The organism is Streptomyces sp. 4N124, assembly GCF_052245395.1.
GTDB lineage: Bacteria > Actinomycetota > Actinomycetes > Streptomycetales > Streptomycetaceae > Streptomyces.
The window spans coordinates 260,981-286,234 of record NZ_JBQQBS010000001.1; the positions used below are offsets into that span (position 1 = coordinate 260,981).

Here is a 25,254-nt window from a genome sequence, read left to right on the forward strand (position 1 = left end):
TTGCCCTTCGTGGCTGGAAGGAAGCGTGCGGGGGTCAGCGGTGGATCTTGAGGCTGCTGATGAAGAAGCGCTGGGCGGAGAAGAACAGCACCAGGGTCGGCAGGGAGACGAGGAGGGCGCCGGCCAGCACGACCGGGGGCCCGACGTTGGAGTAGTTGCCCTGGAGATCGGCGAGCGCGGCCATGATGGGCCGGATGTTGCGGCTCGTGGTGAGCGTGATGCCGAACATCAGGTCGTTCCAGACGGCCACGAACTGGAACACGAACACGGCGATCATGGCGGATTTGCTCAGCGGGACGTGGATCTGCCAGAACAGCCGCCACCAGGAAGCACCGTCCACGCGCGCGGCTTCCACGACTTCCCGCGGCAGCGTGAGGGCGTAGTTGCGCATGACGAAGAACGCGAAGGGAATCGCGATGGCCGTGTAGATCAGAACGAGCCCGGTCTGGGTGTCGTAGAGGGAAGTCTCCGCGTAGGAGAGGAACAGCGGCCGGATGAAGACCTGCAGAGGCAGCAGCGTGCCTGAGTAGATCACCCAGAACCACAGCACCTGCCGCTTCACGGGCATGATGATGGTGGCGAAGGCGGCGCACGTAGCCACCCCGACAGCGGCCAGCGCGCTGACAACGGCGTACAGCAGACTGTTGCCGAGCGCCGGGCCGAGTTGGGCCTTGTCCCAGGCCTGGGACATGTTGTCGAACAGTCCGAAACTCTCCGGCAGCCAGTGCGGACTGCCCGAGTAACTCTCGGCTGGAACCAGCGCGTTGACCACCAGGAGCCAGGTCGGAACCAGCCACAGCACGGCGAGCACCACGACGGTGCCATTGCGCAGAACTCGGCCCAGAGACATGGGTTATTCGCCTTTCACGTCGAGCTGACGGCGCAGATAGAGCCAGGAAGCCGCCAGCACGATCACGGTGAGAACGACTGCGATCGCCGCTCCCGCACCAGGCCGCAGTTCCAGGAAGGTCTCGTTGTACATGGACACCGCAAGGGTCTCCGTGGCACGGCCGGGGCCCCCTTGGGTGAGCACCCAGATCAGGTCGAACGACTTGAGGCCGTTGACGAGACTCATGCCGATCACGATGATCGAGACAGGCCGGAGCTGAGGCAGCACGATGTGGCGGAACTGCTGCCAGCTCCCCGCGCCGTCCAGGGCGCCGGCCTCCACGGTCTCCGGCGGGATGGACTGCAGGCCGACCAGGAAGAGGATGACTGCCACGCCGGTGGCCTGCCAGGCGTTGGCGAGGATCATCACGACGGTGTTGCCCGGCCAGGTCAGCAGCCATCCCTGGGCGAGTGAGTCCAGATTCAGCGAGGTCAGCACCTGGTTGACGGCGCCGTCGGTCGTGAGCATGAAGTTCCAGACCACTGCCACCGCGGAACCCGAGAGCGCATAGGGAAGCACGACGCACAGCCGGGCCAGACGCGACCAGCGGGTGGCGTTGGTCATGCAGGCGATGGCAAGTCCCAGCGCGAAGGGGAGCAGGACTGTGCCCACCACCCACATCAGAGTGTTCTGGATGGAGCGGGACAACGCCGGGTCGGAAGCGAACAGTGAGTAGTTGTCGAACCAGCTGAGGGACGAGGTCCGGGTGTCGCTGAAGAAGCTTCGGTAGACGGTCCAGACGAACGGGGCGAGCAGGAAGGCGGTGACCAGGAGTACGGCCGGAGCCATGAACGTCCCGGCCGTCAGGCGCTCACGCCTCTTGCGCCACGTGTGCGTCGTGGCCGAAGGCGGTGCACTGCCGGGTGAGGGCGTTATGGGGAGTCCGCCGCCGGTGGCGGCAGTGCGTTGGTCGGTCGAGAAAGTGCTCATGCTTCGTCACGCCTCCAGGCGGCCCATTCGTCTTGTGCGCGCTCCTGCATCCGGCGCAGCGTGGTGGCCGGGGAGGTCTGCCCGGCCATGAAGCCGCCCAGGTCGTTGGAGTTGCCCTGGATGAGGCTCGGGGGGCTGGCTTCCCAGTACCTGATCAGCGGGAGCCGGCGCTCCCGGGCGATGTCCCGCTGCAGCTCCGCCACGACCGGGTTGCTCGAACGCACCGTCGGGTTGGCGGAGCTGTCCTGCAGAAAATCGCTCCACACCCGCTGGACCGACGGGTCGAGCCAGGCTCCGACGTTCTTCATGGCCGGGGCGAGCGACGAAGCGCGGGCGGGCACCGCGAAGACACCCGACTCGGTGATCACACTCTTGGGGGCGGAGGGCCGCACCGTGGGAAGAATGAAGGCGCCGTAGTCGACGCCCGGTTTCATGCCGACGGCGCTCATTCCCTGCGCCTGCCATGTGCCGTGCAGGAACATGCCCACCGTGCCGGCCTTCAGCGCGCCGGGGCCGCGGGCCTGGTCGAAGTCGGGCGATGTCATCCAGCCCTTGCGCATGAAGTCGTGCCAGATGTCCATCGCTTGGCGCGCCGCGTCGTCGAGATAGGAGGCCTCGCCCGCCACCAGCTTCTGGTAGAAACGCGGGTCGACCTTGGTGACCAGCTCCTGGAACCACTCGATCGCGGGCCAGCCCCCGACCTGGCTGGCCAGGAACGGCGTGATCTTGTTCCGCTTGAGAACCTCGGCGCAGTGCAGCAGTTCAGCCCAGCTGGACGGGGCGGACAGCCCCAGCTTCTGGAACACGGGCTTGCTGTAGAACAGCACGTAGTACGACTCGTACAGCGGGACGCCGTAGACCTTCCCGTCGTACGACATCGTCTCCCGGGTCGCGTCGCGCACCCACCCCCTGGCCGCGTACTGCGCCCAGACGCCCGACAGGTCTGTGAGTCCGCCCGCGCGGGCCAGACGTTTGAGCTGATAGCCCGAGGCCCACTTGACCATGTCGGTGGCCTTCGAGGTCTGCAGGGTCATCTGCACGACCTGCTGATACGAGGTCACCGAGGGATTCGACAGCGGCCGCAACGCATACCCGGTGATCTTCTCCAGTTCGCGCCCGGCCGAGCGATACCCCTCGTCCCAAGTGGCGTTGTCGTTGGCGATGCTCGTCGTCCCTGGCTGCGGGGAAGTGCTTGCCCCGCGAGCGCAGCCCTGTACGGCGAGGGTGACCGCACCTGCGGTCATCCCGGCGAGGAAGCGACGCCGAGCGAGCGGCGCGGCTGCGCGGCGGGGCGTACCCGATGCTGTCATTGATCACCTTCACCGAACGGGCCACCTGGCATGGCCGGATCTGACCCTGGAAGTTAACGACAACATTCCAGCGGTAGCAAGGGTTCGTCACCATGTGATGTTGCTGCCGTGGCGCTTCCTGGAAATAACAGCAGGTAGAGCGCGACTTGGATGAAGAAGCGACCCGGGAGAAAGAGTGGATCGTTCTCGTCGCGCACTGTTATCGTTAACTGAGATGACGGAGCCTAGCGAGGAGAAGAAGTGCATTCCGCCTCTCGTGCGTACGACCCCCACCCCAGCTACGCCCCTGTCGACGGGCAGGTGACCGCAGGCTGGCCGGCTGCCGTCGCCACACTGCCGCCCGGCCCGCTCGTTCTGACGGTGGACGGTCCTTCAGCGCTGGACTGGGGTGCGCTGGCCGACGGCTTGACGACGGCCCTGCGCTCCGCGGGCCGTGAGGTGGAGTTGCTGGACGTGCGCAGCCACTGTGCGCCGTCAGCTGCCGAGCGGATCACCGCACGCCCCGTCCCTGCCGACGACCCGTTCTTCACCCCGCTGTCCCAGGCGCAGGTCGCCGACCTGTTCGACTCCATTCCGCAGGCTGAAAGGCCCCTGAACGACGGCGTGTTGGTGGTGTTCGGGCCGGGCGCGGCGCTGTTCGGGTCGGACGTGCTGTGGTACGCGGACCTGCCGAAACGGTACGCCGAGGCCGCCGTGGCACACGGGCATCTGCCGGTAGGCGTCAACCTGGGCCGCTTCGGCGAACCTGGTGATCTGGTGCGGCTGTTCTACACCGACTGGCCCGTCCTGGACCGGCACCGCGACGCGTACGCCGGCCGGATCGAGCGGTGGATCGACATGCAGGACCCGGCATCGCCCACCTCGCTGGACGGCACCGCGCTGCGCAGCACCCTGGCTCACTTGGCCCGCGGGCCGGTGCGCACCCGCCCGTACTTCAACTCCACCCCGTGGGGAGGCCAGTGGGCGGCAAGTGAACTGGGCTTCACCCCGCAGGCAGGCAACACCGCTCTCGGCTACGAGCTGATCGCTCCCGAGGCGGGAGTCCTTGTCGGCGAAGAGGGCGGGGCGCAGGTCGAGGTCCCCTTCCAACTGCTGTGCGTCCTGCACCCGACGGACCTGCTCGGCCAGGAGGTGCACCGCCGGTTCGGCACCTCCTTCCCGATCAGGTTCGACTACCTCGACACGATGCAGGGCGGCAACCTGTCCCTGCACTGCCATCCGCGGGAGCAGTACATGCGGGAGGTGTTCGGCTGGCCGTACACCCAGCACGAGACCTACTACGTCACGGACAGCGAGGCGGGCGCCCAGGTGCTGCTCGGTCTCACCGACCATGCGGACGTCGACGCCATGCGCCGCCAGGTGGAGGACGCCATCACCCACGGCACCCCGCTGCCCGTCGAGGACCACATCCAGACCCATCCGGCCACGGTGGGCCAGCTGTTCATGATCCCCGCCGGCACCCCGCACGCCTCCGGCGCGGGCAATCTGGTGCTGGAGGTGAGCGCGACGCCGTATCTGTACTCCCTGCGCTTCTACGACTGGCTCCGCAAGGACGCCACCGGTGCATCCCGGCCCTTGCCCTACGAACACGGATTCGCCAATCTGGACACCGCCCGGCGAGGGGAGGACGTGACGAAAGACCTGATCCAGCAGCCTCGTACGCTGCGCGCGGGCGAGGGCTGGCGTGAGGAAGTCATCGGCGCCCTGCCAGAGATGTTCTACGCAGTGCACCGCCTGGTCGTAGCCCCGGCCTACGGCATCGTCGACGACACAGCCGGCCGCTTCCACATCCTCAACCTCGCCTCGGGCCAGGGCGCCGTCATCGAGACCAGTGACGGACGCACCCACTTCCTGGCCTTCGCGGAGACCATCACCGTGCCCGCCGCGGTGGGCTCCTACCGCATCCGTTCGGTGGGCGACGCCGAGGTGCACCTCGTGAAGGCTCTGGTGGTTGAGCCGTGACCAGTGCCGTCGCCGAGCGGGCCCATGCGCCGATCCCCGTTCTCGACATCGGCGGAACGCACGTCACCGCTGCCCTCGTCGACCCTGCGGCCAACCGCCCCATCTCTTCCTCAGTGATCCGCAGGCCCTTGGGCTCGCACGCCCCGGCCGCCGGCATCCTCGACGCCATCGCCCTGGCCGCCCTGGAACTGCCTCCGGGGCACCGGCTGTGCTGGGGCGTGGCCATGCCGGGCCCCTTCGACTACGACAATGGGATAGGCCGGTTCACGGGTATCGGGAAGTTCGAGTCACTGTCCGGCGTCGATGTCGGGGCCGGTCTGCGTCAGCGGCTGGTCCACCGGGCTGAGCGACTGTGCTTCCTCAACGACGCCGACGCCTTCGCCCTCGGCGAATACCGCGCCGGCGCCGCCGCTGGGCACGAGCGTGCGGTGTGCCTGACCCTGGGGACGGGCGTGGGCTCCTCGTTCCTGCGCAAGGGCCTACCCGTGCACGACGGCCCTCAGGTGCCTCCCGGCGGACATGTGCACCGTCTGACCGTGCAGCACGTCCCGCTGGAGGATCTGGTCTCGCGCCGTGCCATCCGCGCGCACTACGCCCGCCTCGCGTCCCTCCCGGACGATCGCGTCCTCCCGGACGTCCACGAGATTGCCGCGCTGGCCAGGCAGGGCGATACCGCGGCTTCGGAGGCCTTCCGCTACGCTTTCGACGCCCTGGGTCAGGCCCTGGCCCCGTGGATCGCCCGTTTCCAGGCCACTGCGGTGGTCATCGGCGGGTCTATGGCCCAGTCGTGGGACCTGATTCACCCTGCGCTCTCGACCGGGCTGGCTCAGGCCGCCGAGCCCGCTCCGCGCGTCCTGGCGGCCAGGCAGCCCGCGGAGGCGCCGCTGATCGGGGCCGCCCACTGGGCACAGGGCACACAGAGTGCTCCATGAGGGCCGACCCCAGGTCTGGGACGCCTTCGCAGGCAGAGGAAGGTGAAGGAGCATGACTGGTCGCCGAGGTGGCGGGCCGACCATGCATGACGTCGGGAGACTCGCGCAGGTCAGTGCCATGACCGTCTCCCGGGTACTCAAGAATGACCCCGGCGTGTCCGAAGCCACGCGCGAACGCGTCTTCGCCGCGGTGGACCGGCTCGGCTACCGCCGCAACGAGACCGCGCGCAGCCTGCGGCTCGGCGGCACCGGGATGATCGGTCTTGTCGTCACCAACCTCGCCAACCCCTTCTACTCGCGTCTCGCGCTCGGCGTCCAGGAAGTCGCCACCGAACACGGCTTGCGGATGATGCTCAGCAACACCGCCGAACAAGTGGAGCGGGAGCCCGGCCTGATCGACGGCCTCATCGATCACCAGGTCGAAGGGTTGATCGTCGTCCCCGCCGGAAGCCGGCAGCAGCACTTGGCCGGCGCCATGCGTCATGTCCCCGTCGTCCTCGCCGCACGGCCGCCGGCCGGCCTCGACACCGACTGCGTGCTGGTCGAGGACTTTCACGGTGCCCGCGAGGCCACCGCGTGCCTGCTTGCCGAAGGGCACACCCGCATCGCCTTCCTCGGCAACCCGCCGGCTCTGTATACGGGGGCTGAACGGCTGCGTGGGTTCTGGGCAGCCCACGAGGAGGCCGGCGTCGAGCCCGACAACGCCCTCATCTGCCAAGGTCTCGTCGACGCCGCGACGGCCGAGCGAGCGGCGCTGGAAATCCTCAGCCGGCCCGCGGGCCCTACCGCGCTGTTCTGCACGAACAACCGCATCAGCCAAGGCGCGATCCGAGCCCTCTACAAAGCTGGGATCACACTTCCCCTGGCAGGCTTCGACGATTTCGAGCTCTCCGACGTCCTCGGCCTCCCACTGACACTCGTCTCGTACGACGCCGACGAGATCGGCCGGCAGGCCGCACGCCTGCTGATCGACCGCCTGAGCCACCGGGATGGCGAACCGCCCGCCTCCCGCCGCATCACTGTCCCGACCCGCGTCATTCGCTACGGCCCACAGGCTCCCACGGCGGGCAACTGACGCGTTTTCCCGACCCCCACCTCCACGCCCCGTCCAGTGTCACCGGGCCGGCCCTATGGCCACGTTGTCGAAGGAGGCGGCGGAGTCGAAGACCCGGACGCCGTTCGCACCGCTGCGGTAGGTGTCGTCGGTGACGGAGATCTTGGGCTTCGTCATGTCGTCGACGTACACCTTGATCGACGAGCCGGCGGCGGTGACCCGGATCCGGTGTGTCGAGCCCGGTGCGACGGATGTCCGGGCGGTGCCCAGTTCGGTCCAGGAGTCGTTCGCCCGGCCCAGGAGCACCTTGCCGCTCGGGCTGATGCCCGCGTAATAGCCCGAGTAGCTGTCCAAGCCGACCGAGGGCCTGCTCACCCGGAACGTAAGCCCGGCGTCCCCGCGCCCCGAGGCCACCGTGACGTCGGCGTCGTACGTGAAGTCCGCGAAATTGGTGTCGAGGAGGGACTTGCCGCCCAGGCTGCGGCCCACGCGGTACCGCCCGTCGCCGACCGACCAGGTCCCGCCGTACGTCTTCCAGCCCAGCGCGTTGCCGTCGGCGAAGTTGTCCTTCACCTGCATCGCGATGCGCCGGATCGTGCCGTCGGGGTTGAAGTACATGCGGTCGTAGGCCAGTTGACGGTGGTTGCCGTCGCTCTCGCTGAGCGGGCGGCGGTGGTAGAAGATGTACCAGATGTCGGTACCCGGCACGTTGACGACGGAGTTGTGGCCCGAGCCCTTGGCGACCGCCGGATCCTGGGCGAGCACCTTGTCGATCCTCCGGAAGGGCCCCGTCGGCGAGTCGGACATGGCGTACGACACCGAGTAGTCGGGGCCGGTCCAGCCGCCCTCCGACCACATCAGGTAGTACTTGCCGTTCCGTTTGAACATGTAGGAGCCCTCGGTGTAGTTCTCCGGCGTGATCTCCTTGTAGGTCGATCCGTCCTCGAAGGTGCCCAGGCTGGTCATGTCCGGGTTGAGCTTGACGACGTTGGAGTGGTGCCAGCCTCCGTAGTACATGTACGCCTGGCCGTCGTCGTCGATGAACACGTCCTGGTCGATCGGCTGGGCCCCGTTGTGGAACTGCGAGATCAGTGGCTTGCCGAGGGCGTCCTTGTAGGGCCCTTCGGGGCGGTCGGCGACGGCCACGCCGATGCCGCCGAGGTCGGAGTTGTTCTGGATGTCGTTCGCGGCGAAGTACAGGTAGTACTTGCCGCCGCGTTGGACCGGCGCCGGCGCCCACACCGCGTACTTGGCCCAGGAGACGTTCTCGGTCGTCAGGACGTTGCTGTGCTTGGTCCAGTGGACAAGGTCGGTCGAGGAGAACGCGTCGAGGTAGGTCTGCTCGGCGTAGGGCTTCGACGCCGTGGGAAAGACCCAGTACTTGCCGTCGTAGATCTGGATGTCGGGGTCCGCGTACCAGCCGTCGACGAAGGGGTTGCCGGCCTCGGCGGTGGAGTACTCGGGCACCGCTACGGCGCCGGGCAGGGCCGCGACCTGGGGAGTCATGCAGAGCGTGGCGCCGGTGAACAGGCCGATGAGGGCTTTGAGCGGGGTACGCATCGTGCGTCGCCTCCTTGTCACGGCAGGGTCCACTTCTGGTTGGGGCCGGTGTGGCAGGTCCAGAGGTGGACCAGGGTTCCGTCGTTCCAGGTGTCGCCGGAGGCGTCGAGGCATTTGCCGGACTGGGGGTTGCGGACGGTGCCGTCGGCTTGGGCTGCCCACTTCTGCGCGCCGGAGTTGTTGCAGGTGTACAGCTGGATTTTGGTGCCGTCGGCGGTGCCTGCGTTGTCGATGTCCAGGCACTTGCCGAGTGCCTTGAGGGTGCCGTCGTCGGCGACGGTCCAGCGCTGTGCGGCGCTGGTGTTGCAGGTGTAGAGCTGGATTTTGGTGCCGTCGGCGGTGCCCGCGTTGTCGATGTCCAGGCACTTGCCGTTGACGCCCCGCACCTCACCGGAACGCGGGCCGGGCGAGGTCCCGGCCTGCTTGATGCGGACGTTGCGGAAGGCCACCTCATCGCCGTCGCCGTGGTTCTGGAGGCCGATGTGGCCCTGCTTCAGGCTGCGCGCCGGGTCGGTGTTGGTGAAGTCGTTGATCTTCCGGCCGTTCAGGAAGATCTCCAGTCGCTCCCCGGTGACTCGGATCTCGTAGGTGTTCCACTCGCCTGGTGGGTTCAGCGCGGCGTCCCGGGCGGGGATGTCGGCGGACTGGAACCCGTACACGGCTCCGGTCGTGCGGTCCGTGGTGTCGGTGGCGTCGATCTGGATCTCGTAGCCGTTGTTCACCGCCGACCACGGGTCGTCGGATGCCGGAAAGCCCACGAGGACACCGGAGTTGTCGTCGCCGCTCGCCTTCCAGTCCAGCTTGAGGGAGTAGTCGCCGGTGAACTCCCGGGCGTTGTACCAGAGCATGCCAAGGCCGCCCTGCGAGGTGAGGGTGCCGTCGGCCAGGGTGAAGCCGCCGGGCCCGGCCTGCTTCCAGCCGGTCGTGCCGGTGCCGTCGAACAGGGACGTGTAGCCGGTCTCCGGGCGGCAGTCGGCCTGGGTGGTGCCGGCGGCCCAGCGGACGCCGCCGAGCAGGTGCCGTCGGAAGGCCGGGTCGGCGTAGGACTCCTCGGTGTGGCCGCCGCCGGTGTAGAAGGCCCGGCCACCGGCGTAGTCCTTGCACCAGGCGATCGGGTGGTCGCCGGACATGGTGCCGCCGGAGTAGCTGGACTCGTCCAGTGAGGCCAGTACGTGGGCCGTGGTGCGGGGGTTGGTGCGGTAGTTGTACCACTCGTCGGTGCGCTGCCAGGTGCGGCCCAGGTGCGCGGTGGCGTCGTGCGCCCGGTCCTCGACCTTGACGGTGGCGGGCTGGATGGCGGGGTGGGACTGGAAGTAGGCGCCGGCCAGTCCCTCGTAGAAGGGCCAGTCGTACTCGGTGTCGGCTGCGGCGTGGATGCCGACGTACCCGCCGCCCGAGCCGAGGTACTGCTCGAAGGCCGTCTGCTGGGCGTTGCCGAGTACGTCGCCCGTGGTCGACAGGAAGACGACGGCCCGGTACTGGGCCAGGTTGGCCGTGGTGAAGGTCTGCGGGTCCTCGGTCGCGTCGACGGTGAAGTTGTTCGCCGCGCCGAGGTCGCGCAGTGCCGTGATGCCCTCGTCGATCGAGGAGTGGCGGAAGCCCGCCGTCCGGGAGAAGACGAGGATCCTGTACGCCGGGTCGGCTGCCGCCGGTGCCGCGTCGCGCGGGGCGGTGAGCGCGGCCGGTGTGGCGCCGGGCAGGGCTGCGACCTGGGGGGTCATGCAGAGCGCGGCGCCGGTGAACAGGCCGATGAGCGCTTTGAGCGGGGTACGCATCGTGCGTCGCCTCCTTGTCACGGCAGGGTCCACTTCTGGTTGGGGCCGGTGTGGCAGGTCCAGAGGTGGACCGGGGTTCCGTCGTTCCAGGTGTCGCCGGAGGCGTCGAGGCATTTGCCGGACTGGGGGTTGCGGAGGGTGCCGTCGGCTTGGGCTGCCCACTTCTGCGCGCCGGAGTTGTTGCAGGTGTAGAGCTGGATTTTGGTGCCGTCGGCGGTGCCTGCGTTGTCGATGTCCAGGCACTTGCCGAGTGCCTTGAGGGTGCCGTCGTCGGCGACGGTCCAGCGCTGTGCGGCGCTGGTGTTGCAGGTGTAGAGCTGGATTTTGGTGCCGTCGGCGGTGCCCGCGTTGTCGATGTCCAGGCACTTGCCGTTGACGCCCCGCACCTCACCGGAACGGGTGCCGCCGGTGGTGGTGAAGGAGAACTCGTCCACGTCGAACAGCGCGCCGCTGCCGCCCTTGAAGACGAGGTAGAGGGTGGTCGACCCGGTCGGCTGGTTGACCAGCGACGCCGTGACGTCCTGGAAGGTCTCCCAGTCGCCGGTGACCGGTGCGGTGGCCGTGCCGAGCAGGGTGCCGGTCGGGGAGCCGGTGCGTACCTCGATGGTGCCGCCGGTGCCCGCCGAGGACACGCGGGCGGTGAAGTTCGCGGCGTTGTCGAGCGTGTACGGCGTGAAGGATATCCAGTCGCCGTTGTGGATGTCGCCGACCGTCTTGCCGCCGTGCGCGGGGGTGTGGTTGATGACCGACACACCGGACGAGTCGCCGTAGTGCTCGGCCTGTCGGTGGCTGGGCTGGGTGATCCGCTGGTCGTGCGTGGTGAGCGCGGGCTGGCCGTTCGCGCCCTTGTCGGTGTACTCGGCGTCGAGGACGCCGAATATGTTGGCGTTGGGGTCGTGTTCGCCGTCCGCCAGCGTCTGCAGGGTGCCGGTGCAGCCGGTGGCCGAGGTCTGCGGGTGCCCGTGACTGTCGTGGCCGACGATGAAGTTGACCTTCACCTTGGAGCAGTCGATCGCGCCGTCCTCCGGGTCGGTGACCGTCACCTTGAACGGGATGGCGGCGCCGAAGTCGTAGATCCGGCCGTCGGAGGGCGTGTCGATCCGCACCGTCGGAGCGGTGTTGCCGACGGTGATCTGCACGGAGGCGGTGGCCGACTTGCCGGTGGGGTCGGTGACCTTCAGCGTGGCGGTGTACTGGCCGTTGGCCGTGTAGGTGTGGGACGGGTCGGCCGCGGTGGAGGTGGCGCCGTCGCCGAATGTCCACGCGTAGGCCAGGGTGCCCCCCTCGGGGTCGGAGCTGCCGGCCGAGGAGAAGGAGACGGCCAGGGGTGCCTTGCCGGAGGTGACGTTCGCCTTGGCCTGTGCCAGCGGGGCACGCCCGCCGGTCACGTGCTCGATGCGGTACAGGGCGGAGTTCTCGTCGCCGTTGAAGTAGCCGGTGCCGTAGTCGAGGACGTAGAGGGCGCCGTCCGGGCCGAAGGCCATGTCCATGACCTGGGTGCCGCTCCAGGGGAAGGCGTTGATGGACTGCACGGTGCCGTCGCCGCTCGCTTCGATGCGCTTGATCCAGCGGCGGCCGAACTCGCCGGCGAAGAAGTCGCCGTCGTACTCCTGCGGGAACTTCACGTCCGAGGTGGACGCCGCGTCGTAGCGGTAGACGGGGCCGCCCATGGGGGACTCGGAGCCGTTGCCGAACTCCGGTACGGAGTTGCCGTCGTAGGGGATCCAGGCGGGCTGGGCGGGCGGCAGGTCGGTGAGGCCGGTGTTGCGCGGCGAGGTGTTCCTCGGTGCCGCGCAGTTGAAGGCCGAGCCCGAGGCGCCGGTCGCGAAGTCGAAGTCGACGTAGGCGTCGTTTTTGCCTGTGCAGTACGGCCAGCCGAAGTTGCCGGCCTTGGTGATCCTGTTGAACTCGACCTGTCCGCCGGGGCCGCGCGAGGCGCTGGCGGTACCCGCGTCGGGGCCGTAGTCACCCACGTAGACGATGCCCGTGGCCTTGTCGACGCTCATCCGGAACGGGTTGCGGAAGCCCATCGCGTAGATCTCGGGCCGGGTCTTCGCGGTGCCGGACGGGAAGAGGTTCCCGGACGGGATCGTGTACGAGCCGTCGGCGTCGACCTTGATGCGCAGGATCTTGCCGCGCAGGTCGTTGGTGTTGGCGGAGGAACGCTGGGCGTCGTACGCGGGGTTGCGCGAGGCGCGTTCGTCGATCGGCGTGTAGCCGTCGGAGGCGAAGGGGTTGGTGTCGTCGCCGGTCGACAGGTACAGGTTGCCCGCGGCGTCGAAGTCGATGTCTCCGCCGACGTGGCAGCACAGGCCGCGGGAGGCGGGCACGTCGAGGATCTTCTTCTCGCCGGCGAGGTCCAGGGTGTTGTCGGTCTTCAGGACGAACCGGGACAGCCGATTGACCCCGTCGAACGGGGTGAAGTCGGAGGCCGCCCCGTCGCTCGGGGCGTCGCCGCCCGGCGTGCTCAGCTTGGGGGCGTAGTACAGGTAGACGAAACGGTTGGAGGAGAAGCCGGGGTCGACCGCGATGCCCTGGAGGCCCTCCTCGTCGTGGCTGTAGACGCCGAGCGTGCCCGCCACGGTGGTGGTGCCGGCCGCGTCGGTGCGGCGCACCGTGCCGTCCCGCGACGTGTGCAGCACCGAGCGGTCCGGCAGGACCGCCAGGGTCATGGGCTCGCCCGTCTCGGCCACGCCCTTGGCGAGGGTGACCTGTTGGAAGTCCTCGGCCGCCGCGGCACGAGCTGTGCCGCCGGGGGAAGTCGGGGCTGGGGCGGGAGCCGCGGCGGCGGGGCTCAGTGGGAGCGCCAGGCCCATGGCACACGCCATGGCCGTGAGCAGCGTACGGACACGTCTGTGTCCTAGCAGTCTCGTGCGCACAGAGTTCTCCCGGAGAGGTGGGGGTGGCGGCAGGCCGCAAAGGGCCTGCCATGGGGAGTGCCGGCGCGCGCCGTCGCGCCGTCAAAACAGAGGCCCGTGGGCTCTGTTGGAGCTCTGACTGCTTCAGTTCCGGGAAGTTAGCGGGCTTGGTCCGTACCCGTAACCCCTTTGACGCAAGATCTCGGAACTTTTTCCCCGCGAGAGACAAAGTGCGTGAGCTGTCCGGCGCGCGCCTGCACCTCAACCTCGAGATATCAGCTAACATAGAATAAAGAGTTAGATGAATGCGCTGCTAGCGCACGCGAGGGAGTGGCCGTGGACTTCGGGCTGACCGACGAGCAGGACCTGTTGCGCGCGACGGCACGGCAGTTCGTCGCCGATGTGTGCCCGGCCGAGAAGGCCAAGGAGTGGGACGAGCAGGGTGTCGTACCGCCGGAGCTGTTCCGGGGTATGGCGGAACTCGGCTGGTTCTCGTTGCCGTTCACCGAGGAGGAGGGCGGCGACGGCGGGGGGCCGCTGGAGCTGATCCTGATCGCCGAGGAGCTCGGGCGGGCCAGCTTCGATGTCGCCATGTGCTACATCGGTGTGCTCATTCCCGGGATCACGGTGTTCCGCTGGGGCAGCGAGGCCCAGCGCACGTTCATCCGTGAGCAGGTCATGACCGGGCGCCACCGGCTCGCCGTGGGCCTGAGCGAGCCGGACAGCGGTTCCGACGCCGCCGCTCTGCGCACCACCGCCGATGACCATGGCGACCACTTCCTCGTGCGCGGCCAGAAGGCCTGGTGCACGGGCGGCGGACTGCCCGACACCACGATCGCGACGTACGTCCGAACCGGCTCCCGCGAGCCCAAGCACGGCGGGATCAGCCTGCTGCTGGTCGACCCCACCACGGACGGCGTCGAGGTCCGCCGGACACCGACGCTGGCCCGGCACATCCTCGGCACCAACGAGGTCTTCTTCAACGACGCCCTCGTGCCCAGGCAGAACCTCGTCGGCCCCCGCGACGAGGGCTGGAAGGTCATGCTCTCCAACATCGAACTCGAGAAGGTGATCATCACCGGCGGCTATCTGGGCGCCGCCCAGGCCACCCTCGACGAAATGCTGGAGTACTCCCGTACCCGGCACGCCTTCGGACGGCCGATCGGCAACTTCCAGGCACTCGCCCACGCCATGGCCGACCTCCAGACCGACATCGACTCCGCCCGGCTGCTCGCCTACCGCGCCGCGTGGCTGCTCGCGCAGGGCAAGCCGTGCACACGGGAGGGTTCGATGGCCAAGCTGAAGGGCTCGGAGACGTATGTGGCGGCGGCCCGCCTCGGCATGCAGGTCTGCGCGGGACACGGCTTCTCCACGGAGAGCGTGATGAGCTTCCGCTACCGGGAGTCGATCGTGGCGACGATCTCCGGGGGGACGAGCCAGATCCAGCGGAACGGGATCGCCCGGAGCATGGGGTTGCGGTCGTACTGAGCCCCAGCGTCGCTCTGAGCCCGAGCGTCGCTACTGCCCCTGGGCGTCCGCGTCCTGCCCCGCCAGCCACTCCTTGTGCCGCGCGAAGTGCCCCTGGTCCCGTGTCACCCAGATCCCGGACGCGCGGGCCAGGACGGCGCGGGTCGGTAGCAGGACCATCTCGCCCTCGATGTACCAGCGCCTGCCCTCGCGCTTCGCCACCCAGGCCCGTACCTCCAGTGGCCGTTCCACCGGCACCGGCTTCACGAAGCTGACGCTCAGCTCCGCCGTCACGCTCAACACGCGGTGCAGCAAGGGGAGATGGCCGAGGCAGTCGTCCAGGACGGCCGCGGTCCAGCCGCCGTGCGCGACGTCGGGCCCGCCTTCCTGATCGCGCGGGCAGTGCAGCTCGAACCGCGCCGACCCGTCCTCGTCGAGCCGCTCGTGCTCCACGCCCAGCCGGCAGGAACCGGCGGCCCGGCACGCCCCGCACAGTGCCACACCGCCCGGTGTACGCGGCGGTTCCTGGAAGTCGGCCCCCGCCCAGGGCCCGGTCGACGTCGTCGCAGACATGGCGTGACTCCTCGTGTCGGACATGCGGAGATCAGACTTCGGCAAGCAGCGGACGCAGCTTCCCCGCAATGAGCTGGACCTGCCGGGCCACCATCTCTTCGGGCATCCCGGCCAGGGACGCCCACAGGAACACTCCCTCGACGGGCAGCCCGGTCACGTACTCCCGGATGGCCGCGGCGGTGTCCTCCGGTGTGCCGTAGAGGAACTGGCCGAACCCGGTGGCGCCCAGCCCCCGCTCCCGCCACTTCTCGGGGTCGATGGGGCGGGGGACGGGCTGGTCGGTTCCCTCGACCATGTACCGGCGATAGCTGTCCCACTGGTACGACAGATGCTTGCGGACCACCGGCCAGTCGGCGTCGGGATCCTCGGTGACGAAGGTCGTGAACGAGCCCTGCATCCGGGCCGTCGAGATGTCGTGCCCGCTCTCGGCGAGCCCGTCGCGGTACGGGGACAGCAGAGCCGGGTTGAGCGACAGCAGCCCCGTGCCGAGCCGGCCGGCGCGGCGGGCGCCCTGCGGGCCCTGGTAGCCGAGCCAGATCGGCAGCGGATCCTGGACCGGACCCGGGGTGACCAGGGACTCGGCCCACAGACTGCGGATCTCGCGTACGCGCTGATCGGTGGTGGAGTAGCGCTTGCCGAGGTCGCCGCCGTAGAGCCGGTACTCGGGGACGCGGTAGCCGGTGCCGAGCCCGAGGTCGAGCCGCCCGTCGCTCAGGATGTCGACGAGGGCGGCCTGTTCGGCGATCTCCGGTGCCGCGTGCAGCGGCGCCGGGATGACGGCCGTACCCAGCCGGACCCGGCGGGTGCGGGCGGCTGCCGCGGCCGCCATGGTGAGCGGCTGCGGAAGGTAGCCATCCTCGAAGCCGTGGTGCTCGGAGAACCAGACCGAGTCGAGGCCCAGCCGGTCCGCCTCCTCGCACATCTCCAGCGCGAAGCCGTACACCCGCGACCAACTCTGCCGCCACGGCGGCGGATTGCGCAGGTCGAAATAGATGCCCACCTTCATGACGGGCTCCCTCCCGGTGAGTTGTCGGTCAGCCGGATCGTCACGTGCGCGACGGCGACCCCGTCCCCGGGCGGCAGCAGCCGCACCGGACGCAGTTCCAGTGCCTCGATCTCCGGCAGGTCCTCGACCATCGCCGAGATCCGCAGGACGGTCTCCTCCAGCGCCGCCAGATCCACTCCCGCCAGCAGCGGCGCCGCGCGCAGCGACCGGACCATTTCGCGGGCGTCCCGGTCGCTGAGCGGAGTGATGCGGTACGCCACGTCCGCCATGAGGTCGGCATAGTCACCGGTCAGGCCGAAGGAGACCACCGGCCCGAAGACCGGATCGGCGCTGACGGACACGAACGCGTCGGGGCCCCGGCTCTCGGCGTCCGCCACCGCGATGCCGTACGAGTCCAGCAGCTCGACCGCGACATCCGCGGGCACGGGACCGGGGCCGCACCCGCCGGCCAGCGACCGCGCGCGGTCCGTGTCGACTCCCGTCAGGTCCGGTACGACACCGGCGGGCGTACTGCGCCACGCCTGATACGCCGCCGCGTGCCCGAGGGACGCCGCCGCCGATTCCGGGAACGTGTAGGTCGGTACGACGAGTTCGTCCCGGCGCAGCAGATCCGCGACGCCCCCATCACCGAGGAAGCTGGTCACGACCGGCTTGTCCGGGACGGCGGAGGCGGCATCGAGGATCGCCGAGGCCACCTCGTCGGCCTTGTCGGCGAGCGGGGGCATGAACAGCACGATGGCGGCGTCGACTTCGTCGTCGGCGAGTACGGCGGCCAGCGCCTGCCGGTAGTGGTCGGCCGTGGCCATCGGGGTGAGGTCGATCGGGTTGGCGACATCGGCGCGGGACGGCAGGGCCGAGCGGAGCGCCTCCCGGGTGGGCTCGCCGAGCGCGGGCACCCGCAGTCCGCTCGCCGCGCACGCGCCGGCGGTCAGCGCGGCGGGTCCGCCGGCGTTGGTGATGACGGCGACGCGGTTGCCGGGCGGCGGAGGCTGATGGGCGAGCAGCAACGCCACGTCGAACAGCTCCTGGAGACTGTGCGTGCGGATCGCGCCGGACTGGGCGAACAGGGAACTCACCGCCGCGTCCTCGTGCCCGGGATGCACCGCGACGATCGGCTTGCGCGGCGCGACCTGGCGGGCGATGCGGGCGAACCGGCGCGGATTGCCGAAGTGTTCGACGTGCAGCAGGATCACCGAGGTCTCGGGGTCCTCGTCCCACCACTGGAGCAGGTCGTTGGTCGACACGTCCACCGCGTGACCGACCGACACGAAACCGGAGAAGCCGAGGCGCAGGCGCCGGGCGAGGTCGAGCACCGCCAGGCCCAGCGGACCGGACTGGCTGGACATCGCGACCCGGCCGGGAGCGGGCAGCGCGGGCGAGAAGGTGGCCGCGAGCCGGGCCGCGGACGTCGTGTTGACCACGCCCATGCAGTTCGGGCCGACCAGCCGCATACCGGAGGCCCGCGCGAACCGGGCCAGCTCCAGCTCGGTCGCCCGCCCGGCGGCCCCGGTCTCACCGAAGCCCGTGGACACGACGACCACCGCCTTCACCCCGGCGTCCGCGCACTCCCGTACGACATAGGGCACCGCCTCCGCCCGCACGGCGACGAGCGCCAGATCCGGCACCTCGGGCAGATCCCCCACCCGCGCATACGCCCGCACCCCCGCGACCTGTCCGGCGTGCGGATTCACCGGGAACACGCCGCCCTCGAAGCCGCCGCGCAGCAGGTTGGCCACGATCTCGTGGCCGATGGTCAGCGGGCTGCGGTTGGCGCCGATCACCGCGACCGACCGGGGTTCGAGCAGGGGCCGCAGGGAACGCCGTACGGCCGTGTGTTCGCGGCGCTCGGCCCGGGCCACGGCATGCGCCTGCGGGTCGATGGCGATGTCGAAGTGGAGGATCTGGCCGGGCGGCCCGGCCTCGACCCGGTAGCCGGAGCCGAGGAACACGTTGATCATGCGGGTGTTGTCCGCGAGGACGTCGGCCTCCAGCACCCGGATGCCGCGGGCCCAGGCGGCGGCAGCGATGTGTTCCAGCAGCAGCCTGCCGAAGCCCTCGCTCTGGTGGTCGTCCCGGATGGTGAACGTGACCTCGGCGTGGTCGGGTTCACCGGGGTCGCGGACGTAGCGGACCAGACCCGCGATCTCGTCCCCGGCCAGCGCGACCAGCGCCAACTCGTTGAGGTAGTCGACGTGCGCGCCGCGCCGGATGACGTCGTCGCGCATCCGCACCACCGGGCCGAGGGAGCGGTAGGCCAGTGTCGCCCGCGACAGACCGCCCACGAAGGCGACCAGGCGATCGGCGTCCTCCGGCCGGATGGGCCGGACGAAGGTCGACCGCCCGGTCCGCACCAGCCCGGGCTGCTCCAGGTCCTCCGGATACGACGGGTATGAGGCGTACGGGGGAGTGGTCACGGGCGCCGGATCTCCGTCATGGCGCTCCTTCGGGTCAATGGACTGAATCAGTTAGCTACATTAGATGTATCAGCCCGCTGTACGGAAGCCTCAGGCCCCGCGCTTGCCGATCTCCTCCACCAACTGCGGCAGCACCTGGAAGAGATCGCCCACCACGCCGTAGTCGGCCAGCTCGAAGATCGGCGCGTCCTCGTCCTTGTTCACGGCGACGATCGTCTTGGACGTCTGCATGCCGGCCCGGTGCTGGATCGCGCCGGAGATACCGGCGGCGAGGTAGAGCTGCGGGGAGACCTGGGTGCCGGTCTGGCCGACCTGGTGGCTGTGCGGGTACCAGCCGGCGTCCACCGCGGCCCGGGAGGCGCCGACGGCCGCGCCGAGGGCGTCGGCGACCCGCTCGACCACGGAGAAGTCCCCGTTCACGCCCCGCCCGCCGGACACCACGATGTCGGCCTCGGTCAGCTCGGGCCGGTCGCTGCGCGTACGCGGAGTGCGCTCCACGACCTGCGCGGCGGCGGACACCGGACCGAAGGCGATGTCCACCTTCTCCACCGTCGGCGTGGCAGGGGCGGGCTCGGGGGCGGTGGCGTTCGGCTTGACCGTGATGACCGGGACGCCCTGGGTGACGTGGGCGGTGACCTGGTACGTCGCCGCGAACACGGACTGCTCGGTGACCGGTCCGTCCTCGCCCGCGGTGACATCCACGGCATCGGTGATCAGCCCCGACTCCAGCCGGAGCGCGACGCGGGCGGCGGTCTCCTTGCCGTCCAGGGTCGACGGCACCAGGATCGCGGCCGGTTCGGCGCTCGCCGCGATCTGTGTGAGGGCGTCGACGGCCGGGGTGACGAGGTGCTCGTCGACCGGCGGGGTGTCCACGACGTAGACCTTCTGTGCGCCGTACCGGCCGAGCGTCTCGGTGGCGGCGTCCGCGCCCGCCCCGAGGAAGACGGCCGACGGCTCGCCCAACCGACGTGCCAGGGTGAGCAGTTCGAGGGTCGGCTTGCGCAGGTTTCCGTCGACGTGGTCGACGAGTACGAGGATCTCAGCCACGGTGATGTACTCCCGGCTCGGCGGTGTCAGATGAACTTCTTGGCGGTGAGGAACGCGGCGAGACCGGCGCCGCCCGCTCCCTCGTCGACGACGATCTCGCCCTGGGTGCGCGGCGGACGCTTCGCCGCGCGGTCGACGGCCGAGCGGGCGGCGCTCCGGCCGACCTGCTCCGGCTCGATGCCGAGGTCGGACAGGTCCAGGCTCTCCAGCGGCTTCTTCTTCGCCGCCATGATCCCCTTGAAGGAGGGGTAGCGGGCGTCGCCGCAGCGGTCGGTCACCGACACCACGGCCGGCAGCGCGCTGTGCACCCGCACCGACGCGGTCTCGCCCTCCCGGCGTCCGGAGACCGTGCCGTCCGCCACCGTGACCTCGTCGAGGTGGGTGACGGCCGGGACGCCGAGCCGCTCGGCCAGCAGCGCGGGCAGGACCCCCATGCCGCCGTCGGTGGAGGCCATCCCGCAGACGACCAGGTCGAAGCCGTGCCGTTCGATCGCCTTGGCGAGGACGAGCGAGGTGCCGAAGGCGTCGCTGCCCTGGATGTCCTCGTCACTGACGTGCAGCGCGGAGTCGCCGCCCATGGCGAGTGCCTTGCGCAGTGCGTCCTTCGCGTCGTCGGGACCCACCGTGAGGTAGGTGATCTCGGCGTCCTCGCCCGACTCGCCGACCCGCAGGGCCTGTTCGACCGCGTACTCGTCGAGCTCGGACAGCAGTGAGTCGACCGAGTCGCGGTCGGTGGTGCCGTCCTCGGTGAAGGTCCGGTCCGCCGTCGCGTCGGGCACGTGCTTCACGCAGACAACGATCTTCACTGCGGCACCTCCGGGTAGCCTGAATGAGTGCTAATAGTTAGCTATATAAGCCGAGGGCCTGCTGGAGCGGAAGTGATTCCGTCGAATTAGTTGACTGATTGCGCTGATAGCTGGAACATCTGAGCAGTCGGGACGCGAGGAGGCGCCATGGTCGGTGACAGGTACTTCGAGCCACAGGTGGAGACCATGCCCCGCGAGCAGCTGGGCGCGCTCCAGGAAGAGCGCGTCCTGGAGCTCGTCGAGTACGCCTATGCGCACTCCACGTTCTACCGAGAGCTGTGGGACACGCACGGGGTGCACCCACGGGACATCCGGACCCTGGACGACTTCCGGGTCCGTATCCCCTTCATCACCAAGGACATGATCCGCGCCCACCGGGCCCGCACCGGCGACCCCTTCGGCGGTCTGCTGTGTGTCCGGCCCGACGAGCTGACCTCGGTGTCCTCCAGCTCGGGCACCACCGGTGACCCGGAGTTCTTCGCGGAGATCTGGGAGGACGCGCCGCCCCTGGTGACCGCGCAGGTGCGGGACCTGTGGGAGCTGGGCCTCAGGCCCGGCGACCGGGTGCTGAGCCCGCCCGGCACCTTCCGCAACCTGATGGACCCCGGTTTCCAGGCGCTGGGCGCCGTGGTGATCGAGGTGGACACCTGGATCGGCCGGATGCACGAGGTGGTCGAGGCGCTGCGGAAGTACCGGCCCGCCTATCTGCAGATGATCTATCCGCAGATGGTCGAGCTGGAGCACTTGGCCGAGAAGACGGACCTCAAGGAGGCGTTCTCCTCTCTCAAGGGCGCCTCCTGCGCCGGCCAGCCGCTCAGCCGGAAGATGCGTGAGCGGATCGTCAACGACTGGGGCATCGAGGTCTACGAGTACACCAGCGCCGCCGACACCGGCACCGCCTGGGAGTGCCGGGAGCACGACGGCTTCCACCTGTGGGAGGACACGGTCTTCGCCGAGTGCGTCGACGTGAAGGACGACGGGTGGACCGACGCCGTGGAGGGCGACCTCGGCGAACTCGTCGCCACCGACCTCGACAACCGGGCCGCCCCGCTGATCCGTTACCGCAGCGAGGACCTCGTCCGGCTGTCCCGGGACCGCTGCGGCTGCGGACGTACCCACGCCCGGATGTGGGTGGCGGGCCGGCGCGGCGACGAAACCCTCGTCCGCGGACGCTCCGTCGTCCTGCGGGACATCTGGCAGGCGGTGGAGGACCAGCCGGAGACGGGCGCCGGGGTGTTCCAGATCGTCCGGCAGCGCCGTGAGGTGGAGGAACTGCGGCTGCGCGTCGGATACGACCCGGAGCGCACCGCCGATGTCGACGCCCTGGCCGGGCGGCTGAGCGAAGCCGTGCGCGAGCGGACCGGGGTGAAACCGGTGCTCGATCTGCGGACCGAGGAGGAACTGTTGCGGACCATGCCGAGCGTCGCCAAGTTCCCCCGGGTGGTGAAGAGCTGATGGCACGCGCCGACACCCTCGCCCGGGCCAGGAACCTCGACCGGCCCCCACTCGCCTACGTCGTACGCTTCCCGGCGGCCACCGGCACCGTCGACACCGAGCTGACCTGGGCCGAACTCGCCCGCGACACCGCCTGGGTCAGCGACCGGCTGCGCGGCCACGGCCTCGCCGCCGGACAGCGGGCCCTGCTCACCACCTCCGGCTTCGAGGGCTTCTGGTGCCACTCGGTCATCGGCGCGCTGCGCGGCCTCAAGGTGACGTACGGCATCGCGGAGGCGATGGGCTGGGACCACCGCCGTACGTCCGTCTTCCACCGTGAACTCGCACCGCATGCGGTGATCGGCCTGTCCGCCGAGACCCTGGAAGGGCTCAGCGGCACCGCCGACATCGGCGAGATGTTCCGTACGACATCGGTCGTGCTCGCCCGGCCAGCCGCGGTGCCGGTGCTCCGCGCGGCCGGTGTCGGCGCCTTCCTGATCGCGCCGGTGGGACCGGCCCTGGCGCTGGAGTGCCCGGAACGCTCGGGGGCGCATGTCAACGCGGCCGAGTGGCGGGTGGGCGAGCGGGACGGGGAGCTGTTCGTGGCCGCGGGGGAGGGGCGCACGTCCACGCTGCCCGAGACCCCGCTGGGCCTGCCGGGGCGGGTCGAGACCGGCCGCTGCGGATGCGGGAGCGAGGATCCGCGCGTTCTGTTCGCCGACTCGCCGTCATCACATAGGAGTTGAAGAGATGTCTGAAGGAGTGGCCGACGGCCGGGTCGTGGTCGTCACCGGCGCCGGCAACGGGATCGGCCGGGCCCACGCGCTGGCCTTCGCCGCACAGGGCGCCAAGGTCGTGGTCAACGACCTCGGCGGCGCCCGCGACGGAGGCGGTGCCTCGACCGGGCCCGCCCAGGCGGTGGCGGACGAGATCACCGCGGCCGGCGGCGAGGCCGTGGCCAACACCGACGACATCGCGTCGTGGGACGGCGCCGAGCGACTCGTGCGCCAGGCCGTGGAGACATACGGCGGGCTGGACGTGCTGGTCAACAACGCCGGCATCCTGCGGGACCGGACGATCGTGTCGATGACCGAACAGGACTGGGACAGCGTGATCGCCGTCCACCTCAAGGGCACCGTCGCCACCCTGCACCACGCGGCAGCCCACTGGCGCGCTCGCACCAAGGCGGGCGAGGCCAACGACGCCCGGGTCATCAACACGACCTCGCCCTCAGGTGTCTTCGGCAACCCGGGCCAGTCCAACTACGGCTCGGCGAAGGCGGGAATCGCCGCCCTCACCATCATCGCCGCGGCCGAACTCGCCCGCTACGGAGTGACGGTGAACGCCATCGCGCCGACCGCGCTCACCCGGCTCACCGAGGACATCGAGGTGATGAAGCAGGCCGCCGAGACCCAGGACCTGACCCCGGAGGCCATCTCGCCCCTGGTGGTGTGGCTGGGCTCGGCCGCCTCGCGCGAGGTCACCGGCCGCGTCTTCGGAGCCGTCGGCAACCGGATCACCGTGCTCGAAGGCTGGGTCAACGGGCCCAGCGCCGGCGCCGAGTCCCGCTGGACACCGGAGGAACTGACCTCCGTCGTGCCGAACCTGGTCGCCAAGGCGGCACCGAACGCCGACGCGCTCGGCAGCCGGAGGGGCTGAGATGACGACACAGAAGCCGGTCGCCGAGGGCCTGTTCACCACCGAGCCCCGTCTCATCGGCTCCGAGTGCACGGCGTGCGGCGAAGTGGCCTTCCCCGCCGCCGAGTTCTGCCTGCGCTGCGGAGGCGACGCGTCCAAGGAGCGGCTGCTGTCGGACCGCGGCACGCTCTGGACGTACACCACACAGAACTTCCGCCCGCCCTCGCCGCCGTACGACGGACCGGAGTCCTTCGAGCCGTACTCCGTCGGCTACGTCGAACTCCCGGGCGAGCTGCTGGTCGAGGCCCGCCTCACCGAACCCGACCCGGCGAAGCTCGTGATCGGTCAGGACATGCGGCTGACACTCGTGCCCTACCGGGTCGACGACGACGGCACCGAGGTCCTGACGTTCGCGTTCGCCCCGGTCGAGGAGGAGGTCTGATGGAAGCGGTCATCATCGGCGTGGGGCTGCACCCCTTCGGCCGGTTCCCGGGCAAGCCGGCGATGGAGATGGGCACGGAAGCGGTCCGTATGGCCCTTGCCGACGCCGGCGTGACCTGGCCGCAGATCCAGGGTGGCTACGTCGGCAGCTACGAGGTCGCCAATCCGGACGCGATCGTCGGTGGCCTCGGCCTGACCGGCGTACCACTGCGCGGCGTCTTCAACGGCTGTGCGACGGCCGGTACGGCGGTGGCGCTGGCCGCACGTGCAATCGAGACCGGCGAGCACGACCTCACCATCGCCATCGGCATGGACAAGCACCCGCGGGGCGCCTTCGCGGCCGACCCGTCCGTGGCGGGCATCCCCTCCTGGTACGGGCAGACGGGACTCTTCCTCACCACGCACTTCTTCGGCATGAAGATCAACCGCTATATGCACGACCACGGCATCTCCCACGAGACGCTCGCGCGGGTGGCGTCGAAGAACTTCGGCAACGCGGCGGGCAACGAGAAGGCCTGGCGCCGTACGCCCCTGTCGGTGGAGGAGATCCTGGCCTCACCCGTCCTCAACCACCCCCTGCGCCAGTACATGTACTGCGGCCCAGACGAGGGCGCGGCAGCGCTCGTGCTGTGCCGCGCCGACCAGGCCCACAAGTACACCTCGACTCCTGTCCGGGTCCGCGCCACCGCCCTCCGCAGCCGCCGCCTCGGCGCGTTCGAGGTGCAGAGCCCGTCGTTCCCGGTCGGCGAGCCGACGCCCAGCCCCACCGTGGACGCGTCCCGGGCGGCGTACGAGAGCGCGGGGATCGGCCCCGAGGACGTCGACATCGCCCAACTCCAGGACACCGACGCCGGCTCGGAGATCATCCACATGGCCGAGAACGGGCTCTGCAAGGACGGCGACCAGGAACGCCTCATCGCCGAGGGCGCCACCGAGATCGGCGGTCGGCTCCCCGTCAACACCGACGGCGGTCTGCTCGGCAACGGCGAGCCCATCGGCGCGTCCGGACTGCGCCAGATCCACGAGATCGTGCTCCAACTGCGCGGCACGGCAGGGTCCCGGCAGATCCCCGGCACCCCGCGCGTCGGCTACACGCATCTGTACGGCGCCCCCGGCGTGTCGGCGGTCACCATCCTGAGCACGTGAGGGCTGGAGCGC

Annotated in this window: 20 protein-coding genes; 9 read left to right on the top strand and 11 right to left on the bottom strand. The window is 69.7% G+C overall.

The window, feature by feature from the left end:
- Positions 1-34 precede the first annotated feature (34 nt).
- Genes ACTWQO_RS01185 through ACTWQO_RS01195 form a run of 3 tightly spaced genes read right to left on the bottom strand, consistent with a single transcriptional unit; the run spans position 35 to position 3,129 of the window.
- Positions 35-850 (bottom strand): carbohydrate ABC transporter permease, encoded by an 816-nt coding sequence (locus ACTWQO_RS01185; RefSeq protein ID WP_443235278.1) that lies wholly within the window; start codon positions 848-850, stop codon positions 35-37.
- Between the two features lie 3 nt (positions 851-853).
- Entirely contained in the window at positions 854-1,819 is a 966-nt protein-coding gene (locus tag ACTWQO_RS01190) for a carbohydrate ABC transporter permease (protein WP_443235279.1), read from the bottom strand.
- Positions 1,816-3,129, bottom strand: a complete 1,314-nt coding sequence (locus ACTWQO_RS01195; RefSeq protein ID WP_443235280.1) for an ABC transporter substrate-binding protein — start codon at positions 3,127-3,129, stop codon at positions 1,816-1,818. Before ACTWQO_RS01195 ends, ACTWQO_RS01190 begins: the two co-directional genes overlap by 4 nt.
- Before the next feature lie 240 nt (positions 3,130-3,369).
- Between ACTWQO_RS01195 and ACTWQO_RS01200 the strand changes: the two genes are divergently transcribed.
- From ACTWQO_RS01200 to ACTWQO_RS01210, 3 genes are read left to right on the top strand one after another with little or no spacing between them, the layout of a single operon-like run.
- Entirely contained in the window at positions 3,370-5,091 is a 1,722-nt protein-coding gene (locus tag ACTWQO_RS01200; protein WP_443235281.1) for a class I mannose-6-phosphate isomerase, read from the top strand.
- Positions 5,088-6,023 (top strand): ROK family protein, encoded by a 936-nt coding sequence (locus ACTWQO_RS01205; protein ID WP_443235282.1) that lies wholly within the window; start codon positions 5,088-5,090, stop codon positions 6,021-6,023. Before ACTWQO_RS01200 ends, ACTWQO_RS01205 begins: the two co-directional genes overlap by 4 nt.
- A gap of 52 nt (positions 6,024-6,075) precedes the next feature.
- Positions 6,076-7,098, top strand: a complete 1,023-nt coding sequence (locus tag ACTWQO_RS01210) for a LacI family DNA-binding transcriptional regulator (RefSeq protein ID WP_443235283.1) — start codon at positions 6,076-6,078, stop codon at positions 7,096-7,098.
- A 39-nt stretch (positions 7,099-7,137) separates the two neighbouring features.
- On the opposite strand, the gene ACTWQO_RS01215 is transcribed toward ACTWQO_RS01210, so the two are convergent.
- The 3 genes from ACTWQO_RS01215 to ACTWQO_RS01225 are packed head-to-tail and all read right to left on the bottom strand — an operon-like array spanning position 7,138 to position 13,240.
- Positions 7,138-8,637, bottom strand: coding sequence for a glycoside hydrolase family 43 protein (locus tag ACTWQO_RS01215; RefSeq protein ID WP_443235284.1), 1,500 nt, complete (start codon positions 8,635-8,637; stop codon positions 7,138-7,140).
- Between the two features lie 17 nt (positions 8,638-8,654).
- A complete protein-coding gene (locus tag ACTWQO_RS01220) occupies positions 8,655-10,412 on the bottom strand; it encodes a ThuA domain-containing protein (RefSeq protein WP_443235285.1) in 1,758 nt (585 codons plus the stop codon).
- Between the two features lie 17 nt (positions 10,413-10,429).
- Positions 10,430-13,240 carry a PQQ-dependent sugar dehydrogenase gene (locus tag ACTWQO_RS01225; RefSeq protein ID WP_443235286.1) on the bottom strand — a complete coding sequence of 937 codons (2,811 nt, stop codon included), beginning with the start codon at positions 13,238-13,240 and terminating at the stop codon, positions 10,430-10,432.
- Between the two features lie 366 nt (positions 13,241-13,606).
- Here ACTWQO_RS01225 and ACTWQO_RS01230 point away from each other — a divergent pair, with 366 nt between their 5' ends.
- On the top strand, positions 13,607-14,758 hold the full coding sequence (locus tag ACTWQO_RS01230; protein ID WP_443235287.1) for an acyl-CoA dehydrogenase family protein: 1,152 nt from the start codon (positions 13,607-13,609) through the stop codon (positions 14,756-14,758).
- Between the two features lie 30 nt (positions 14,759-14,788).
- Here ACTWQO_RS01230 and ACTWQO_RS01235 read toward each other — a convergent pair whose 3' ends face one another.
- The 5 genes from ACTWQO_RS01235 to ACTWQO_RS01255 all read right to left on the bottom strand — a co-directional run bounded on the left by ACTWQO_RS01235 (position 14,789) and on the right by ACTWQO_RS01255 (position 20,565).
- Positions 14,789-15,310 (bottom strand): PaaI family thioesterase, encoded by a 522-nt coding sequence (locus ACTWQO_RS01235; RefSeq protein WP_443235288.1) that lies wholly within the window; start codon positions 15,308-15,310, stop codon positions 14,789-14,791.
- A 31-nt stretch (positions 15,311-15,341) separates the two neighbouring features.
- Positions 15,342-16,316, bottom strand: coding sequence for an LLM class flavin-dependent oxidoreductase (locus ACTWQO_RS01240; RefSeq protein WP_443235289.1), 975 nt, complete (start codon positions 16,314-16,316; stop codon positions 15,342-15,344).
- Complete coding sequence (locus tag ACTWQO_RS01245) at positions 16,313-18,730, bottom strand: bifunctional acetate--CoA ligase family protein/GNAT family N-acetyltransferase (RefSeq protein WP_443235290.1); 2,418 nt, start codon at positions 18,728-18,730, stop codon at positions 16,313-16,315. The genes ACTWQO_RS01240 and ACTWQO_RS01245 overlap by 4 nt, the downstream gene beginning before the upstream one ends.
- Positions 18,731-18,820: 90 nt before the next feature.
- A complete protein-coding gene (locus ACTWQO_RS01250) occupies positions 18,821-19,777 on the bottom strand; it encodes an electron transfer flavoprotein subunit alpha/FixB family protein (RefSeq protein WP_443235291.1) in 957 nt (318 codons plus the stop codon).
- Positions 19,778-19,803: 26 nt separating this feature from the next.
- Entirely contained in the window at positions 19,804-20,565 is a 762-nt protein-coding gene (locus ACTWQO_RS01255) for an electron transfer flavoprotein subunit beta/FixA family protein (RefSeq protein ID WP_443235416.1), read from the bottom strand.
- A gap of 165 nt (positions 20,566-20,730) precedes the next feature.
- On the opposite strand from ACTWQO_RS01255, the gene ACTWQO_RS01260 reads away from it, so the two are divergent.
- Genes ACTWQO_RS01260 through ACTWQO_RS01280 form a run of 5 tightly spaced genes read left to right on the top strand, consistent with a single transcriptional unit; the run spans position 20,731 to position 25,242 of the window.
- Entirely contained in the window at positions 20,731-22,038 is a 1,308-nt protein-coding gene (locus ACTWQO_RS01260) for a phenylacetate--CoA ligase family protein (protein WP_443235292.1), read from the top strand.
- On the top strand, positions 22,038-22,763 hold the full coding sequence (locus ACTWQO_RS01265) for a hypothetical protein (RefSeq protein ID WP_210569377.1): 726 nt from the start codon (positions 22,038-22,040) through the stop codon (positions 22,761-22,763). Before ACTWQO_RS01260 ends, ACTWQO_RS01265 begins: the two co-directional genes overlap by 1 nt.
- Positions 22,764-22,767: 4 nt before the next feature.
- Positions 22,768-23,676, top strand: a complete 909-nt coding sequence (locus tag ACTWQO_RS01270) for an SDR family oxidoreductase (protein ID WP_443235293.1) — start codon at positions 22,768-22,770, stop codon at positions 23,674-23,676.
- Position 23,677: 1 nt separating this feature from the next.
- Complete coding sequence (locus ACTWQO_RS01275; RefSeq protein WP_443235294.1) at positions 23,678-24,097, top strand: Zn-ribbon domain-containing OB-fold protein; 420 nt, start codon at positions 23,678-23,680, stop codon at positions 24,095-24,097.
- The gene (locus ACTWQO_RS01280; RefSeq protein ID WP_443235417.1) at positions 24,094-25,242 is read left to right on the top strand and encodes a thiolase family protein; all 1,149 of its coding nucleotides are present in this window, start codon (positions 24,094-24,096) and stop codon (positions 25,240-25,242) included. The genes ACTWQO_RS01275 and ACTWQO_RS01280 overlap by 4 nt, the downstream gene beginning before the upstream one ends.
- The last annotated feature ends 12 nt before the right edge of the window (positions 25,243-25,254 follow it).